This window comes from Acidobacterium sp. S8, from assembly GCF_009765985.1.
Lineage (GTDB): Bacteria > Acidobacteriota > Terriglobia > Terriglobales > Acidobacteriaceae > Alloacidobacterium.
Map to the genome: position 1 here is coordinate 1 of NZ_LMUM01000008.1, position 17,668 is coordinate 17,668.

10 protein-coding genes are annotated in these 17,668 nt (G+C 55.7%); 6 read left to right on the top strand and 4 right to left on the bottom strand.

Features of this window, described 5'->3' with window-relative positions; translation table 11 throughout:
- Positions 1–944: 944 nt before the first annotated feature.
- Positions 945–3,410 carry a serine/threonine-protein kinase gene (locus tag GSQ86_RS02145; protein WP_158748320.1) on the bottom strand — a complete coding sequence of 822 codons (2,466 nt, stop codon included), beginning with the start codon at positions 3,408–3,410 and terminating at the stop codon, positions 945–947.
- A gap of 80 nt (positions 3,411–3,490) precedes the next feature.
- Positions 3,491–5,149 (bottom strand): DHA2 family efflux MFS transporter permease subunit, encoded by a 1,659-nt coding sequence (locus tag GSQ86_RS02150; RefSeq protein ID WP_158748321.1) that lies wholly within the window; start codon positions 5,147–5,149, stop codon positions 3,491–3,493.
- A 64-nt stretch (positions 5,150–5,213) separates the two neighbouring features.
- Here GSQ86_RS02150 and GSQ86_RS02155 point away from each other — a divergent pair, with 64 nt between their 5' ends.
- Positions 5,214–5,813, top strand: coding sequence for a TetR/AcrR family transcriptional regulator (locus GSQ86_RS02155; protein WP_158748322.1), 600 nt, complete (start codon positions 5,214–5,216; stop codon positions 5,811–5,813).
- A gap of 7 nt (positions 5,814–5,820) precedes the next feature.
- Here GSQ86_RS02155 and GSQ86_RS02160 read toward each other — a convergent pair whose 3' ends face one another.
- Positions 5,821–6,084: a hypothetical protein gene (locus GSQ86_RS02160; RefSeq protein ID WP_158748323.1), complete on the bottom strand. Its 264-nt coding sequence runs from the start codon at positions 6,082–6,084 to the stop codon at positions 5,821–5,823.
- A gap of 17 nt (positions 6,085–6,101) precedes the next feature.
- Positions 6,102–7,934 (bottom strand): sodium:solute symporter family protein, encoded by a 1,833-nt coding sequence (locus tag GSQ86_RS02165; RefSeq protein WP_216840977.1) that lies wholly within the window; start codon positions 7,932–7,934, stop codon positions 6,102–6,104.
- 224 nt (positions 7,935–8,158) lie between these two features.
- On the opposite strand from GSQ86_RS02165, the gene GSQ86_RS02170 reads away from it, so the two are divergent.
- The 5 genes from GSQ86_RS02170 to GSQ86_RS02190 all read left to right on the top strand — a co-directional run bounded on the left by GSQ86_RS02170 (position 8,159) and on the right by GSQ86_RS02190 (position 17,655).
- Complete coding sequence (locus tag GSQ86_RS02170) at positions 8,159–9,079, top strand: S-adenosyl-l-methionine hydroxide adenosyltransferase family protein (protein ID WP_254062081.1); 921 nt, start codon at positions 8,159–8,161, stop codon at positions 9,077–9,079.
- A gap of 66 nt (positions 9,080–9,145) precedes the next feature.
- On the top strand, positions 9,146–10,807 hold the full coding sequence (locus GSQ86_RS02175) for a multiheme c-type cytochrome (protein ID WP_158748325.1): 1,662 nt from the start codon (positions 9,146–9,148) through the stop codon (positions 10,805–10,807).
- 297 nt (positions 10,808–11,104) lie between these two features.
- On the top strand, positions 11,105–14,803 hold the full coding sequence (locus GSQ86_RS02180) for a TonB-dependent receptor (protein WP_158748326.1): 3,699 nt from the start codon (positions 11,105–11,107) through the stop codon (positions 14,801–14,803).
- A gap of 77 nt (positions 14,804–14,880) precedes the next feature.
- Positions 14,881–15,900 carry a lipopolysaccharide assembly protein LapB gene (locus GSQ86_RS02185; protein WP_158748327.1) on the top strand — a complete coding sequence of 340 codons (1,020 nt, stop codon included), beginning with the start codon at positions 14,881–14,883 and terminating at the stop codon, positions 15,898–15,900.
- Positions 15,901–17,655, top strand: a complete 1,755-nt coding sequence (locus tag GSQ86_RS02190) for a tetratricopeptide repeat protein (RefSeq protein WP_158748328.1) — start codon at positions 15,901–15,903, stop codon at positions 17,653–17,655. It begins immediately after the preceding gene.
- Positions 17,656–17,668: the final 13 nt, after the last annotated feature.

The window sequence follows — 17,668 nt, forward strand, 5'->3', positions numbered from 1 at the left end:
ATAAATGTGGATGAGCAGGTCTTCCGGAACGGAGAGAGACTATTCCCATGAAGAAACCAGCGCAGCACCCCATCGCTGAAGGCCCACGCAGACAGGCCAGGGTTGAGATCACCGCCTCTGGACTACGCAAGAGCCGTACATAGCGTTCTACGAACAAGCGGCCTAAAGATGGCCCTGTTTACCCGTTGCGACGACACCGTGTTCCGATGACTGCGTGCGCGTTTTGGTCTTCCAAGGCCGACCGATAAATAGCAGCATCGACTCTCCTCTCGAACCCCAACCGGCACCGAGCTTGCATCAAGACAGCTTATCCAGAGTGCGAATAGAAACCCGGTGGAGAGCAACGAAACCAGAGCAACAACAAAAGCAAAAGCCCTGTGAAGGAAAAACAAAGAACTAACCCTTGACACCAGTGACCTGCTCATAGAAAACGCCCTTAGCGTCAGCGATCAGTCGGTAAAGACATTGCGGCGAGTTTCGCCTCTATGTAACCTCGCCGGGGTGCCCATGTCTCGCTTTTGAGACATGGCATTCTCAGGTAGAAGCACCGGGCTTTAAGCCCGGTGAAAAACAGCGAGCCTGAGGGGGCTTCAGCCCCGGTTTCCTTCGCCCGTAAAATCGCATGCCGTGCAACCGAGCCTGCCTGAAATGGCTGTCAAGAAAAATTTCATTGCGCTGTGGCTAAGGCATTGATAACGATTACTAATCGTTACAACGACAATTGGCAGAGAATTACACCCGAAAAAGCTACACTGAATAAGAAGGGGAAAATCCCAGTCCTCTCCACAATGCAAGTGGACCCCCGGCTAAGTGATTGAAAACACTAGAATCAACCTAACCGGAACAAAATCAATGGTTTAGCAGGGGATGATCCCCCGCTAAACTATTGAAAACAAAAGAAACCGAAGCGAAAGGTAGGGGGGAGGGGGGTAGCCCCCCGGGCGTCACCCCTGCGGAGCCTTGGGAACCTGCTGCAACAGCCGTTTCCAGGTCTTCAGGTTTCGGCGATGACTCCGCTTCAGGTCTTCGAGAATACGTTCAAAGTCGGTGTGTCCATGCAGGTGATTCCATGCCGGATTCTTGGCAAACCAGGGATAATTTTCGTTCCCCAGGTAGATCGCACGCCGCAGCCAATGCAGCGCTTCGCTCTCGTCGCCCTCGACGGCGAAGTAGGTAGCCAGCCGATAGGCCATCTCGCTGTCGGCCTCGGCCGCCGAAATCGAGTCCTCCGTAATCAGTGAAGCAGCCCGTTTGCGCTCGCCGATCTGGACGTAGCACATCGCAATCGTCGGATAGGCGATGCGCATACTGTCGTCATCGCGGATCACCGATTCCAGCATCTCAATCGCCTGCCGCAAATCACCCAGCCGCATGCGCTGATAGGCAAGCGACGTGCGCAGCAGCGGATGCTTCGGCTCCAGCGTCAGCCCCTTTTCCAGCTCGTCGGCAGCAAGCTCCAGCTGGTTCTGGTACTGGTACACGCGCGCGCGATGGTTGTAGATCACAGGCGCATTCGACGGATTCAGCTTGAGCGACTCGTTGAATTGATCGAGCGCCTCTTCATACACGCCGTCGAGCCGCAGCGTGATGCCTGCAACCATGTGTACATTCCAGTCGTTCGAAGAGGTGCGCAGCAGGTGTTCAATGCCGTGACGCGCGCTCTCCTTTTCGCCGCGCGAGAGCAGCATGTACACGCGGTAAAGATTCGCTTCCACCGAACCGGGATCGAGCTCGAGTGCCTGGTCGAAGGCGCGCCGCGCCGCCATCACGTGCATGTGGCCGCCAAATCCATGCCGCACATACTGCAGATGCGTGATACCAAGTCCGCTCCATGCCGCAGCGTAAGCCGGCGTCAGCTGCGTGACCCTGTCGAACAATTCGCGCGCCCGATCAAGATCGACTTTGCTGCCCGTGCGCTGCATGAACGACGAGAGCATCGCTCGAGCCTGCAGGTACTCTTCCGATATCTCTTCGGTAAGCGTAGTGCGCGGCGCTCCATTGCGAACATTGGTCTGCGCAATCTGGCCGCTTCCCTGCAGCGACGCAAAGACCTCGTTGCAGATCTCCGTCTGCACCGCAACCAGGTCGAACGAAGGAACGCTGATCGCGCCGCCACCGCTCACGCTCTGTCGCGAAACGTCGAGCAGCTGCCAGTTCAGATCGAAGCCCTTTTCCGAACGCATGAAGTTTCCCGCCAGCACCCAGCGCACCAGAAGCTTCTGGCCAATCTCCAGCGGATCGAGCTGCGCCAATGGAAGGTGCATCAGCGCGCTCGACGGCCTGACGACGAGCGACGACATGCGCGAGATGCGTGCGGCAATGGCATCGGCCAGAGCAAAGCCATAGAGCGGCGTCACTTCCGAAGGCCCGAAGTTCTGGAACGGCAGCACGACAATGGTGTTCTGCTTCTCCTGCGTATCCGCCGACTCGCGGAAGCGCTCCGCCAGCATCGAAAGTAGTCCCGTGGTCCGCTTCTCGTCGTTCGGACCGGAAACTGGCAGCTGCGCCGCAGCCTCACCCGGAATAATGCCGGTCTCGATCTGCAGTGCCTTCATGATCGTCTTCAGCGCTTCCCGTACCTCGGCAGCGCTGGCATAACGCTCCGCCGGATTCTTCTGCAGGCAGCACAGAATTACCGAGCTAAGCTCCGGCGGTACCTCCGGGCAGCACTGCTCGAGCGAAGGCGGATCGATAAACTGGATAGCGCGAATACTCTGGAACTCATCCGCATCGGGCCGTGCAAACGGATGACGTCCGCTGACCAGCTCATAAAGGATCACACCCAGCGCCCAGATGTCGCTCTGCACGCTGCTCTGCCCGGTCACAAACTGCTCCGGAGCCATGTAGCCGATGGTGCCGCCACGCGCCGTATAGGTTGCAGCCACCGGTCCCGTCTTTCGCCGCGAACCCTTCGAGGGATCGAACTCCGCTTCCTCAGGATTCAACCGTCGCGCCAGACCGAAGTCCAGAATCTTCACCAGGCCGCCGTCGGTCAGAATGGCATTCGCCGGCTTCAGGTCGCGGTGAAAGATGCCCAGCACGTGGGCCGCGCTTAAACCATCCGCAATCTGGATGCCGACCGAAAGTGTAAGCTGCATGCTGGCCGGGCCCTTGGCAATGATCTTGTCCAGCGACTGCCCCGGCACGTACTGCATCACGATGAAGGCCTCTTCGCCTTCTTCACCGACTTCATAAATGGCGCAGACATTGGGATGTTCGATCGCCGAGGCCATGCGAGCCTCCCGCAGAACCGTCGTCCTCATCTGTTCGAGCGTCAGCGCGCCGCGCTTCAGGATCTTGAGGACCACCGGCCGCATCAGCAGCGTGTCATTGGCAAGATAAACGACACCACTGCCACCCGCCCCAAGCCGCCGTACCAGCTCATAATGATGAATCGTGCGATGCTTCATCTATTGCTAGTGTAGTCGCTGAGGTATTGAGAAGGCGTTAAGATCCGGATCGTGTCGGCACTTATGTTCCACAACGGGATTTAGTGTGCATCCAGCTCGATCTTGCCCTTTGCGGCTGGCGGACGCTTCAAAAAGAAGACCATCGGAATCAGCAGCAGGATAACGCCGGACAGCATGCGAAACTGATCCATATATGCGAGCAGGCTCGATTGCTGCAAGAGTTGCCGATATACGAGTGCCATCCCCGCATAATGAGCGTTGGCAACATTTCCTCCCAGAGATTGCCCTGCTGCCGACGCTGCCTGCACCGCCGGCAGATCGGCCGGTGTCAGATGCGAGACCAGCATCGTCTGATGCAGCTGTGCCGTCCTTTGCAGCATGGTGCTGGAAAGCGCAATGCCAATGCTACCGCCTTCATTCCTTACCAGCGCATAAATGCCGGCGGCATTGCCGCTCTGTTCACGTGGCAGGAAGCGAAACATAATAGTGCTGAGCGGGACAGTCGTGAACCCGACGCCGAGCACCTGCAGCGTGCGCGGCCATATCAGGTCCGCCTCGCCGATCTGCAGGTTCATATGTGACATCCACCAGGAGCCGGTCATGATGGTCACAAGGCCGATGACAATCATCCGTCGCGCATCCAGGCCACGGCTCAGCATCCATCCCACAAACGGAACCTCGATGATGGTGGCGATTCCGGAAGGCGACATGGCAATGCCCGCAGTGGTGGCATCATAGCCCATCATCTCCTGCATAAACTGCGGCAGCAGAAACGTCGTGGCATAAAGCACCGTGTAAAGACCAAGCACGATCATGCAGCAGAAAAGGAAATTGCGCTCGCCGAGCAGGCGCAGATTGACGATGGGATTCTTCTGGCGCAGTTCCCAGAAGACAGCGAAGAGCAGCGCGCCTATCCCTAAAATGGTTAATGTCGCGATGAAGTGCGAGCCAAACCAATCCAGTTCCTGGCCGCGATCCAGAACAACCTCAACTGATGCGAGGCCGATACTCACCAGACTCAGGCCTACCAAGTCCACCGAGAGCGGCTTTCCCTTTCGTTCCTTGCGCTGCTTGAGCATGTAGGGGGGATCCTGCAGCACCATACGCGTCGCCAGCACGCACGCCACTCCAACAGGAATGTTGATATAGAAGATCCATCGCCACGAATAGTTATCGGTAATCCAGCCGCCAAGCGTAGGGCCGAGCACCGGTGCACAGAGAATCGCCACGGTGTACACCGCCATGGCCATGCCGCGGTTCTCGATAGAAAATGTATCCGCCAGAATGGCTTGTACCGAGGGCTGCAAACCGCCTCCGGCCAGTCCCTGCAGAACGCGAAAGACCACGAGAATACCCAGCGTAGGCGCCAGTCCGCAAACAGCGGAGAACAACGTGAACAGCATGACGCAGCCGAGGTAATAGCGCTTGCGACCGATAACGCTTGATATCCATCCGCTGATCGGCAGCACGATCGCATTCGCCACCAGGTAGCTGGTCAAAACCCATGTGCTCTCATCCTGAGAAGCCGACAAGCTGCCTGCGATATGCGGCAAAGCCACATTGGCAATCGATGTATCCAGCACTTCCATAAAAGTGCCGATCGTGACGACGAGCGCAACCGCCCACGGATTGAAAATCCGCACCGGCTTCGCAACCGGCGACGGCTCGTCCGGTTCGAAGAGCGGTACGGATTCGCTCAGCGGTTCTTCGGCTTCTTCAATCAATGACTCTACAGGCATAATTATGACTAATGGGTCATTTCATGAGATGTTTAAGATAGTCGCAGGGATTCAAGCAAAGCGAATGGCAAAAGCGACGACAAACCGGAAAAAGGTGCTGACGGATTTCAGGCGCGCAGAGATTCTCGCTGCGGCCATGACCGTATTCGGCAAAAAAGGCTTCGAGGCCGCGCGCATGGACGATGTGGCGCAGCAGGCTGGCATCGCCAAGGGAACACTGTATCTTTACTTTCAGTCGAAACGGGACATTTACACCTCCGCCGTGCAACATGCGGGCGCGCATCTTCAGACACTTTCAGCGCAATGCGTGCGAAAAGGCAGCAATCTTCAAGAAAAGCTGGAAGGATTTATCGCGGCCAGGCTGGAATTCTGGGGAGAAAACCGCGACCTGCACCGCATGCTTCTGACTGTCGGCCGCGAAGCCGCCCATCATAAACAGACTTTGGCGCTGCAGCGGGCTTCGATGGACGCGTTGTCGCAGATATTCAGCGAGGCAGCAGTGGCTGGCGAAATTCCAGAGCAGCCTTTCGAGCAGGTCGCCTGGGCAGCCCTCGATATCATCCGCGGCGCGAATGAGCGGCGATTTTTCGGCGTCACAAAAGCCGAGCCGCATGTAGAAATCGGAACGCTTGTGCAGTTGGTTCTGAAAACAGTCCGGGCGTGAGACTGCCTCAGTGACCGCCGTGCCCGCGGCCTCCGAGCGGCCGATTCGTACCCTCAATCGGTTTTGCGGCGATCCGCTTATCGTTGGCGCGACCCAGCAGAAACATCGCCACACCAAAGACAAACATCACCACACCCCAGATAAGGTTGATATTCATGCCAGCGGAGCGCTCATAGATGACGCTTCCACGCGTAAAGAGTCCGAACAGGCTCATGATTACGCCTACGATCAGAAACATCAGGCCCATTGGGACTCGCAGATCCAGATTCATATTTCATCGCTCCTTTCCTAGCGGAAGATCAGATTCAACGCAATCAGCAGTGCAATCAAGCCGACTGCGATAACTTTCGGTCGCGCATACCATGCCATGTGGTGTTCGACCGGCTTAGGTGTAAGCGAATAAACGAGTCCCACCAACTCCGGCTCAGGCCGCGGTTTGGTCAACAGGCTGATGATGACGGTGAGAATAAAGTTGATGGAAAACGCCCAGATCGCCGTCCAGAAATTCTGCGCCATCTCGCTCGGATACGAATGCACCACGGCAATCCATCCGCCGTGAATGCCGCGATTCGCGTCCGCAGGCAGCGTCAGGCCGTGATGAATAATCGCCGCGACCGTGCCACTCACCAGGCCGGTAAAGGCCGCATGACCCGTCGTCCGCTTCCAGAACATGCCTAACAGAAACGTAGCAAACAGCGGCGCATTCACAAAGGAGAAGACAAGCTGCAGCGTATCCATAATATTGTTGAAGGACGTCGCCGCATAAGCCGTCGCCATCGATAGCAATATCCCACCGACAGTGGCCCATCGCCCCATCTTCAGGTAATGCGAATCGCTTGCATTTTTGTGGATGTAGGACTGGTACAGATCGTAGGTCCAGACAGTATTGAAGGCCGTTACATTGCCCGCCATGCCGGACATAAAACTAGCCAGGAGGGCCGTCAAACCCAGGCCGAGAATGCCGGTCGGAAAATAGTAAAGCAGCATATTTGGAATGGCGAGATCGTAATCGAGCAGCGGATTGCCGTGCTCATCGGTCATCACCTTTCCTGTAACCGGATTCACCTTGGCGGGAATCAGTCCCTTGTTATATTTCGTCGGATCGGAAAGATCGTTTGCCGCCGGCTGCTTCGCGGTCGTATTCAGTGTCGGCGCGGCCTGCATCATCGCATGCTGTGTAACAGCGGGAGTGGCGATGGCAATCAATCCAGGCAGGATCACCAGGAACGGAAAGAACATCTTCGGAATAGCCGCAATGAGCGGAACGCGTCGCGCCGACTCTTCTGAATCGGAGGCCATTGCAGTCTGAATCACGAGAAAGTCGGTGCACCAGTAGCCAAAGGAAAGAACAAACGCCAGCCCCATCGAAAGGCCGAACCACTCCACACCTAACGGATTATTATGGGCATTCGTCATCCCCCGCCAGGAGTGCGTATAAGCAACCGGCAGTGCGGCCTTCAATCCATTCCATCCGCCAACATTCTTCAGGCCCACCCACACCAGCGGCAGAAATCCCGCAACGATCAGAAAGAACTGCAGAACCTCGTTGTAGATCGCGCTGGTGAGTCCGCCCAGAAAGATGTATCCAAGTACGATGATCGCCGAAAGAATAATCGCGAAATGGAAGATCCATCCCAGCGGCAAATTGAACTTCAAAAAGAGCGAATCGAAGACATGCAATGTCTGGATCAACCGCGCCATCGCATACATCGAGATTCCGGAAGAAAACACGGTCATCACGGCAAAAGAGCACGCGTTGTAGGCTCGCGTCTTTTCATCAAAACGCAGTCGCAGAAACTCCGGCACGGAACGGGCCTTCGAGCCGTAATAGAAAGGCATCATGAAGACGCCGACGAAAATCATCGCCGGGATAGCGCCAATCCAGTAAAAGTGACTGGTGGCGATGCCATACTTGGCTCCCGATGCGCCCATGCCGATTACTTCCTGCGCGCCCAGGTTCGCGGAGATGAACGCTAATCCGCAGATCCATGCGGGCAACGAACGCCCAGCCTGGAAAAAGTCTTTACTGGTGCGCATGTAACGCTTGAGTGCGAAGCCGATGCCAAGCACAAAAGCGAAATACAGCAGCATGATGAGCCAATCGATGAGTGTCAGGTTCACGTTGCTCTTTTAATTCCCTTCCCTGAAAAAAATACACCTTGCCAGCACACGTACATCTCACGATATCTTCTCAACAATGAAAATGGAGATGTGCAATCCAATTTGTCTTAGCGGAGAAGCCGCGCAGTCAAGCCTCTACCGCAATGTACGCGTTTTCATTAGGAACGTCCAGCACAACAAATAGAATCGCTCCATGCTGTAATTTTCGTTTCAGGAGATGCGGCTTGCTTTCATTTTTTCCTGGGTTTCGCTCAAACTTCTTTGCGGCCGTGGTCCTTATCGTCGCGACCACTGGCTGCAATACCGTTCAGACAACTATTCCTCCGGCTCCGTCGCACACTATCGGATTCATGACGGATTTCGATGTACGCGACGACGCCATCGGCATATGCAAGGCAGTCATGGATGGCATCGCACCCGGCGTGCGTGTCATCGATATCACGCATCAGGTCACGCCATACGACATTGCTGAAGGAGCGCGGTTTCTCGCCGGCTCTGCTCCTTATTTCCAGAAGGACGCAATTTTCGTTGTCGTAATCGACCCAACTGTGGGCAGTAGCCGCAAGGCAATCATCGCGAAATCCAAAGTCGGCCAGTATTTTGTGCTTCCGGACAACGGTTTACTGACGCTGGTTCAGGACCGGGACGGAATCGAAGCCGCGCGAGAAATCATAAATCCGCAATGGATGATTGGCGCAAAGCTCTCGTCTACCTTTCATGGCCGAGATATTTTTTCGCCTGCAGGCGCGCATCTGGCGCGTGGTGATGACTGGACGGAAGCTGGTCCAGCGCTCGACGTCTCGAAGCTCGTGCGGCTGGATATTCACTACGCAACCACCGATGATAAGGGACTGCACGGACAGGTCATCGGGACCGACGGGCCGTTCGGGAACCTGGTATTAAACGTGCCCGCTCCAACTTTCGACAAACTTGGCTATCAAATTGGCGACCTCGTGCCCGTCACTCTCGACGGCCATAAATATCAATTCCCATTCGTGAAAACATTTAGCGATGTTCCTGTAGGCAAGCCGCTCTTCTACATCGATTCGCGCGGCCGGCTGAGCCTGGGAATCAATCAACGAAATTTTTCCGAGACCTACAAGGTAAAACCGTCGGCTGATCTATCTATTCCAGCAAAGCATTGACGTTACTTGCGAGAGCGATGCCGGCCGCGCTCTCACAGTGATATATAAGGTTGAGTCATCACTCTCATGCGGCGAAGCATTTCCAGCTGGCGGCCATTGTTACTTACAGTTGCAATCCTGATTACCCTCATGGCTGTGATAGCCCGCGCCGAGCAGAACCCTGATGCCCCATGCGCCAAATGCCACCAACAAATTTATGACAGCTACGAGCGCACCCCGATGGCGCGCGCCAGTGGCCTTGCTGTTGATGGAGTAATCCCCGCCGACTTTGTTCACGCCCCATCCGGCATCCATTACCGGCTCTTTCTTAAAGACGATCGAGCGTGGCTCACCTATCAACGCATCAGCGATTCCTCCCTACGCTCTCTCGATGGAAAACAGGAATTGCTTTATTACCTGGGCTCAGGAAGGCGCGGGCGCACCTATCTCTTCCAGCAGGAAAGCTACTGGTTCGAAATTCCGGTGAACTGGTACGCGAAGAAAAAGACATGGGACATGGCTCCCAACTACCTTCAGGCAAAGGAAATGCCGTTCACGCTGCCGGTTGATCCCGGATGCCTGCGCTGTCACGCCAGTGGCGTACAGCCGTCTCTTCCCGGCGCGAGGAATCATTTCAGCGCAGCGCCGTTCGCGCATGGAGGCATTCAATGCGAATCCTGCCACGGAGATGCCTCTGCGCATTTGGCACAAAACGGAAGGGCGCCGATCCTCAATCCAGACAAGCTGGATGCCGTGCGCCGCGACTCCATTTGCCTGCAATGTCATCTTGAAGGCGAAGTCTCCATTCCCCGGGCTGGTCACACGCTCACAACATATCAGCCCGGCGATAATCTCTTCGATCACGTGGCATACTTTGTTCACAAGCAGCAAGGCGGCATGCCTGGCCGAGCCACAAGTCAATGGGAAGCACTTCTGCAAAGCCAGTGCAAACGGAAGAGCGGCGATCGGCTCACCTGTACCACCTGTCACGATCCGCACAACTCATCTGCACCCGCGGAGCGCGTCAGCTACTATCGCAGCAAGTGCCTCACTTGCCACAGCGGATCGGCCTTCGCCACACAGCATCATCCTGAAAATCCTGATTGCACTTCCTGTCACATGCCGCAGCAATCAACTGCAGACATCGCGCACGAGCAGGCCACAGATCATCGCATTCCACGAGTTCCTGATCTTACGGTGAAGGATGCCGCCGCAATCTCGAAAGAGTTGACCACGATCAACAATCAACCCGCCACTCCGCGCGAATTTGGGCTGGCCTATGCGCAAATTGCACAGCACGGTGACCAGTTTGCTCACTCTGAAGCACTCCGTTTCCTGAAAGCTGCGGAAACATCCATCGACAACGGATCGCCTGACCCCGAACTGCACACCCAGCTTGGATTTCTAGAGCAAACCTCGGGCGACAAAATACAGGCAGTGCGCGAGTATGAGGCAGCTCTCCGAGACGATCCGCCGAACAGCACGGCGGCAGGCGACCTCGCCGTTCTCAAAATCCAGTCAGGCGATACGGTCGGCGCCGTGCGTCTCTGGCAATCGGTCTTCAGCCACGATCCCTCACAGCTTGCGGCCGGATATGATCTCGCCGTAACCCAATGCTCGTTGGGCGATGCGGTTGCATCGCATCAGACACTTACCCGACTCCTGCAGTTTTCTCCTGACAATCTCCGCGTCCGCCAATTCTTGTCTGCTATTACCGATGGCTCAGCACGCTGCGGGAGCAACCGCTGATAATGCTCTTGATAATGAGCTAATTGATACTGTCCCTCCTACCGCTTTCTTGACAACAGCCGATACCGCTGACTATATTCTTGGGTCCAAGGCAACGCACCTCTGACCTGATCGGTAATTCAGCAGCGGCAAAAGACCGCTCCTGCTTGTTGTACTTAGCTGTTTACCGGCTTCATACGAAATAAAGAGACCTGCTCTCTTTCTATCGCCTTCCCTAAGTCCCTCGGTGAAGGGACCGAGACGATATGAGGAGCGCCGAGTAAGAAACAGTTGTACGGCTTTTCGGGAGACCACAAAATGATGAAACGCATATGCAAGGCCCTTGCCTGCGGCTTGGGTGCTGTGCTGTTCGCATCCATTCCTCACACATCTTTTGCACAGGCCATCTACGGTTCCATTTATGGAACCGTGACTGACAACACCGGTGCCGTCGTTCCAAATGCGACCATAACCGTGACCGATGAAGCCAAAGGCACTTCCGTCACAGTAACAGCGAACGAATCGGGTTTATACAGAGCCGAACACCTCATCCCCGACCTCTACGAAGTGAAGGTGGAAGCGTCAGGATTCGCAACTTTCGACGCCCAGCATATTCAGATCTATGCGGATACCTCTCCGAAAGTCGACGCGCAGTTGACAGTCGGTGGCTCGAGCCAGACCGTAACCGTCAACGCCGACTCTATTCCTGTGCTGAAGACAGACCGTGCCGACGTATCGACAGTTTTCAGCACACAGACTGTCTCAGACCTGCCGTTGGCAAATCGCAACTTCACCAGCCTTCAGCTGTTGCTGCCGGGCGCACAGGCACTCAGCTGGTCGCACGCCGCAGATGAAAACCCTCAGGGCAGCCAGCAGATCCAGATCGATGGACAAGCCTTTGGCGGCGTTGCATATGAGCTGGACGGCACAGACAATCAGGATCCGATCCTTGGCATCATCGTCGTCAATCCTGCACTCGATGCTGTAACAGAAGCGAAAATCGCCACGCAGAACTTCGACGCCGAGTTCGGCAAGGCTGTTTCGGCCGTAGTCACGGCGCAAACCAAATCAGGATCGAACAGCTTTCACGGAAGCGCCTTCGATTATCGCCAGAGCAACGCGAACCTGGCCCGCGATCCTTTTACGCAGTTCGCGCCAAATCCGGTCACAGGCGATTTTATCCCCGGCGGACTTTACAACCAGTTTGGCGGCTCCATTGGCGGACCTATCATCAAGGACCGTGTTTTCTTCTTCGGTGATTATCAAGGCGTTCGGCAGAAGCTCGGCAGTTCGGCAATCATGACCGTTCCGTCCGCACACCTGATCTCGACATGTCTCGGAGAAGCAGCTCCTTACGCCGGCGGTGTCCAAGGCTGCGATTTCAGCGAATATCAGGCGGCGCTCGCACCGGGATCTAATTCCACGCAACCGCTTATCTATGACGCAAGTGGCACGCCTTATCCCAATAGCGTGATTCCCGCCGGTCAGCTTTCACAGCCGGCCCTTAACTTGTTGAAGTTGCTGCAGCCATATACCCCAAATTCCTCCGGTAACTTCAATGGGCTGCAAGCTAACTATGCCGGCAGCGGCACCGGAATCTTTAACAACGATCAGTGGGACGAGCGTGCGGATTGGCAGGCAAGCGGCAAAGTTCACGTCTTTGAACGCTTCAGCCGTTTCACCGACACCCTAAGTGGTGGAACGCTGTTCGGCCCCGCTGGGGGCGCAGGTTTCGGACTCAATGGTTTCGGCGGCACATCCACGGGCGCAAATGACAGTCTGGCAACAGGCGCCGATGTTGCTATCAGCCCAAGCCTGCTCACTGATTTCCGTCTCGGCTACTACCGCTATAACATCGTTACCGGCAAGTACGACCAGGGCGAGCCATTCGCACAGAATCTCGGCATCCCGGGTTTGAACTTCGGCGACCGGTTCACCTCCGGAGCGTCCGGCTTCAATATCACCGACGTGGGATCGACAGCGGGCAACTTCAACCAGAATCCCAGCAACCCGCAGAGTCAGGGCGCGCAATATGGATCTGGTCTAAACATCACACGCTGCAACTGCCCCACGACCGAAAAAGAAGATCAGTTCCAGGGCGTGAATAACTGGACGAAACTCTTCGGCAACCACTCACTCAAAATGGGTGCAGACTTCCGTTATGCCCGCAATCTCCGTGTTCCGAGCGACACCGATCGCGCCGGACTTCTCGGCTTCGGCAACGGTCCTACTTCCAATAACGGCAGCGGCGGCCTGGGCTTTGCCACCTTCGTTCTTGGCGATGTAACAGCCTTCGGACGGTACATTCAAAACGGCGATATTCCGGGATCATTGAACGCTAAAGAATTCCAGAAACGTCTCTTCTTCTACGGTCAGGACACCTGGCGCGCGTCGAGCAAACTCACAATCAACTATGGATTGCGCTGGGAGCTATATTTCCCGGAAACGGTGAACGGTCCAGCTCACGGCGGTCTGATGCAGCTGAACGATGGCTTTCTTCGTGTCGGGGATGTGGGTGGCGTCGCGAGCAATATGAATTGGGACCCTTCCTGGAAGGCATTATCTCCGCGCATTGGACTCGCTTACCAGCTTGATCCTAAGACAGTCCTTCGCGCTGGATATGGCCGCAGCTTCGACCTTGGCGTCTTCGGCTCCATCTTTGGACATACCGTCACACAGAACCTCCCAGTTCTGGCAAACCAAAGCGTAAATGCGACTGGCGGACTAAAATCGGCAGCATTCACTCTTTCGCAGGGACCGCCAGCCTACGCCTTCCCGGCTATCCCCTCTTCTGGCCTGCTGCCGGCGCCAGGTTACCTGGTAAGCCCCAAGGCTCGGCCCAATCCGTTACGACTGCCGACCATCGACGCGTGGAATTTCAGTATCCAGCGCTCCATTACGCCCACTCTATCCGCCACGGTCGCCTACGTAGCGAATAAAGGCACGCACACTCTCAGTGCCGGAGACGGAAACAGCACCAACCCAAACGAAGCTGGTATTTTCCTGCCCGCTCAATACAGTCTGAATGGAAGCCCGCTGCACTATGATGGCAGCGCCTCCTCCGGCGTTTCGGCAGATGGCGCAACCAGCAACAGCACCTTATTAACCCGCTATTACGCGGGATCACTGGCAGCCTGCCAGGATGCCACTTATATAGCTCAACTGCAGGCTTATCAGGCTGCCAACCCTGGAGCATTTCCAACCGCCGTTCAACCTGGACAATGCGGATGGACAAACGGAATCCAATACAACGGAGACGACCAGGACACTCACTTCAATGCTCTGCAGGTGACGATCGATAAACAATTCGGCCGCGGCCTGCAGTTCAACGCCAATTACGCATGGCAGCGCGCTTACAACTGGAACTCCAGCTTCGTGACGTGGGATCGTTCGGCTGTGAAAGGCCGCGACGATACGCTCCGCGAGCAGCAGCTGGTCTTCTACGGTCTTTACCAGCTACCCTTTGGACGCAATCAACTCTTCGCTTCGCACGTAAGCGGATGGGCGGATGCGATCATCGGCGGCTGGCAACTCAGTCCTATCCTGACCCTGTCTACAGGTCTTCCGTATACGCTCACCTACTCTGAATGCGGAAGTAACGTCCCAGGCGACGCGCCATGCTATCCGAATGGTAAAGGTGAATACTTTCAGACTCACCTGCAGAGTTACGATCCTGTGGCTCACAATCGCAAGTTCTTTGACCCCATCGTTCTCGGCCAAAATGGAATTACCAATCCAGGCCTGGATACGATCGGCAACATGGGCCGGAACAGCAAATTCGGACCCGGCTACTTCGGCACAGATATGGCTCTTCAGAAGAACTTCCCGATTCATGAGAGCCTCTTCGCGCAATTCCGCATTGACGCTTATAACGTCTTCAACCACATCAACGCAGGCTACAACGCAGGTCAAACGGTTCCCGTGGACTCTGGAACGCAATACATCACCCAGGGCCAGGGCGTAGGCGGTTCTTCTACTCCGCGTAAGCTGCAACTCTCGGCTCGCATTCAGTTCTAGCGGGTTTGCAAGTACCGAAAGAAGGGGAGCAGATTGCTCCCCTTCTTTCTTGCGGTACACTTTCCGCATATCAGTCTATGGATAAGTTTTCTCTTCTGTGTTTTCTCATCCTCTGTGCTTCGCAGATGGGAGCACAGACTACGGTCACACCAGACAGCCTGAACCATGCGCAGGAGCTGCTTTCGCAGGGCAAATTGGATCAATCTCTGGCCGTATTGAATTCCCTTGCGAGCCATGACCCGGAACCGGCAGGAACGGAGCGCATGCGCGGTTTCATCTATTATCAGCAGAACAATTTTGCCGAGGCAGATACAGCTTTTGCCAAAGCCCTCACGCAAAATCCAAACGACACAGAAGCTATGCAGCTTCGCGGGGTAACCCTTTTCCGCATGGGCCGCGCCGCGCAGGCCATACCACTGCTTGAGCAGGCACACGCATCTGTAGCGACGGTCAACATTGATCCAAATTATGTGCTCGCAGTCTCCTACCTTCAGGTAAAGCGTTACGACGACGCCCGCCGCTCTTTCGCAGCGCAATATGATTTCAACCCTGATTCAGCGCCTGCCTATCTGCTCGCGGCGCGCATGTGTTTTCACCAGGAATATCTGCCGCCCGCTGAAGAATTCGCCAACAAAGCTCTGGCTTTGAACCACTCGCTTCCACTAGCCCATCTGCTCCTGGGAGAGATCATGCTGGCAAAAGGAGACTCAGCAAATTCCATCGCCGAATTCAAAAAAGAGCAGGAGATCGACCCTCTGAATGGTGAAATATACGATCGCCTCGGCGATGCGTATATCCGCAACGGGCAATATGATGAGGCACAGCACGCTCTCAATCGCGCCGTATTGCTGGAGCCCAATGCAACCGGCCCCTATATTCTGCTCGGCAAGGTTCTTCTTAATCAGCAGAATCCAGTCATGGCCGGCATGTACCTTGAACGCGCATTGCATATGGACCCTGCCAACTACATTCCGCATGCTCTTCTCGCTCAGGTCTATCGACTAGAGGGCCGCAAAGAAGATGCCGCGCATGAATTTCAGATCGCAGAAAAACTGCAGTCTGCCAGCCCTGCTACACCTGCCGCGCCAGATAAATAAATGCTGCGACGTGACCTCTCCATCCTCTACGCTCTTGTTTCTGTCTTCACCGGCAGCGTATTGGCGCAGCAGAATCCCAGTCGCATGCAGCAGGCCGATGCAGCCTTTCGCGCCGGATATGCCGCCGCAACCAGCGGCAATCTTGAGAAAGCGAGAGAGCAGTTTCAGCTTGTCGTACAGCTCGCACCGCAAATCGAAGAAGGACACAGCGCATTGGGTAGCGTGCTTTATCAACAACGTGATTACTCCGCATCCATACGTGAGCTCGAAAAAGCGTTAAGCATCAAGCCTTCAGATATACCCGCACAGGAAAATCTGGCCTTTGCCTACTGCCAGACGGGCGCGTATCAAAAAGCGCTGCTGCTCTTTGACAGTCTTGAAAAAAATAGCGCCAACCCGGCGTCTGCTGACGTACTGGCGGCTCACGCACGCGCTCTTGCCGCAACTGGCCAGCTGCCCCTCGCCATTACCAAAATGCAGGCCGCCATCGCTGCTTCACCGCAAAACGCCCCGCTCTACGATCAGCTTGGCTCACTCTATGCCCAGGCGCAGAACTCAACCTCTGCTCAAGATGCCTTTAGCCGCGCGCTTCAATTGGATCCTAGTCTTGCCTCAGCCCATCTTCACTTGGGAATCATTTTTTCCAGCGAGCAGCAAACATCCGAAGCACTGCGAGAGCTGACGACGGCCGCGCAACTGGCTCCCAAAGATGCCACTACGCAGCTTGAGCTAGGAAAAGCTCTGGCAGCAGCGAATCAGGACAATGAGGCAATGCCACATTTCAAAGAGGCGCTTGCCTTTGATCCGACTCTCATCGAAGCCACCGAGCAGCTGGCCATGGCTCTGCAACGCGAAGGCCAGGAACAAGAATCGATTCCGCTCTTCGAGAAAGTCGTCACCACGCAGCCACAAAATGCCTCTGCCCTTACCAATCTCGGATTGGCCCTCGTGCAGACTGGAAAATCGAAAGAAGCACTTCCCTACTACCAGCGCGCCCTCGCAGTGACCCCGAAAGATCCCACTGCACATCAGGATTTAGGTGTCGCTTACTTACAGGCAAGCGATATCGATGATGCCATCCGCGAATTTCAAACCGGTCTCACGCTGGCTCCCGACAGCCCGCAGCTTCATTACAATCTCGGCCTCGCCTACAAGCTTAAAGACGATCTGCCACATGCCATCAGCGAACTGGAAACAGCAGCGAAACTCGATCCCACATCACCCGATCCGCCCTATACCCTCGGCATCCTCTATATGCAGCAGGGAAGCTTTGATCAGTCTGCTGCTCAACTCCGTAAAGCTTTGGAACTGCGCCCTCAGAACGGCGATGGCTGGGCCACACTGGGCAGTGTCTACAAGCAACAGGCAAAGTACGATGACGCAGCCATAGCACTGCGCAAAGCCGTCGAACTATTACCAAATCAGCCCGGACCGCACATCACACTGGCCAGCGTATTGCAGGAACAAGGCAAGAAAGATGAAGCAGCAGCGGAGCGCAGGGCGGCAGCTGATCTGACCCGAGTCGCTGTCAATCGCCAGCGCGCAACCTTCGCCACCAATACCGGCAACTCTTTACTCCAAAAAGGTGATATCACTGGAGCCATCGCGCGCTACCAGGAAGCCATCAGCAGCGATGCAGCCTACGCCGACGCCCACCGTCAACTGGCCGCAGCCTACGAACGCCAGGGCCGCGCGGAAGACGCAAAAGCAGAAAACTCCAAGGCCGCAGCATTGGCTTCGCCTGCTCATCCCTAGCGGTGTATTCTCA

Bases quoted from the DNA above. Each gene is read 5' to 3' on its own strand.
- GSQ86_RS02145 (WP_158748320.1), bottom strand. From the start codon at position 3,410: ATGAAGCATCGCACGATTCATCATTATGAGCTGGTACGGCGGCTTGGG.
- GSQ86_RS02150 (WP_158748321.1), bottom strand. From the start codon at position 5,149: ATGCCTGTAGAGTCATTGATTGAAGAAGCCGAAGAACCGCTGAGCGAA.
- GSQ86_RS02155 (WP_158748322.1), top strand. From the start codon at position 5,214: ATGGCAAAAGCGACGACAAACCGGAAAAAGGTGCTGACGGATTTCAGG.
- GSQ86_RS02160 (WP_158748323.1), bottom strand. From the start codon at position 6,084: ATGAATCTGGATCTGCGAGTCCCAATGGGCCTGATGTTTCTGATCGTA.
- GSQ86_RS02175 (WP_158748325.1), top strand. From the start codon at position 9,146: ATGCGGCGAAGCATTTCCAGCTGGCGGCCATTGTTACTTACAGTTGCA.
- GSQ86_RS02180 (WP_158748326.1), top strand. From the start codon at position 11,105: ATGATGAAACGCATATGCAAGGCCCTTGCCTGCGGCTTGGGTGCTGTG.
- GSQ86_RS02185 (WP_158748327.1), top strand. From the start codon at position 14,881: ATGGATAAGTTTTCTCTTCTGTGTTTTCTCATCCTCTGTGCTTCGCAG.
- GSQ86_RS02190 (WP_158748328.1), top strand. From the start codon at position 15,901: ATGCTGCGACGTGACCTCTCCATCCTCTACGCTCTTGTTTCTGTCTTC.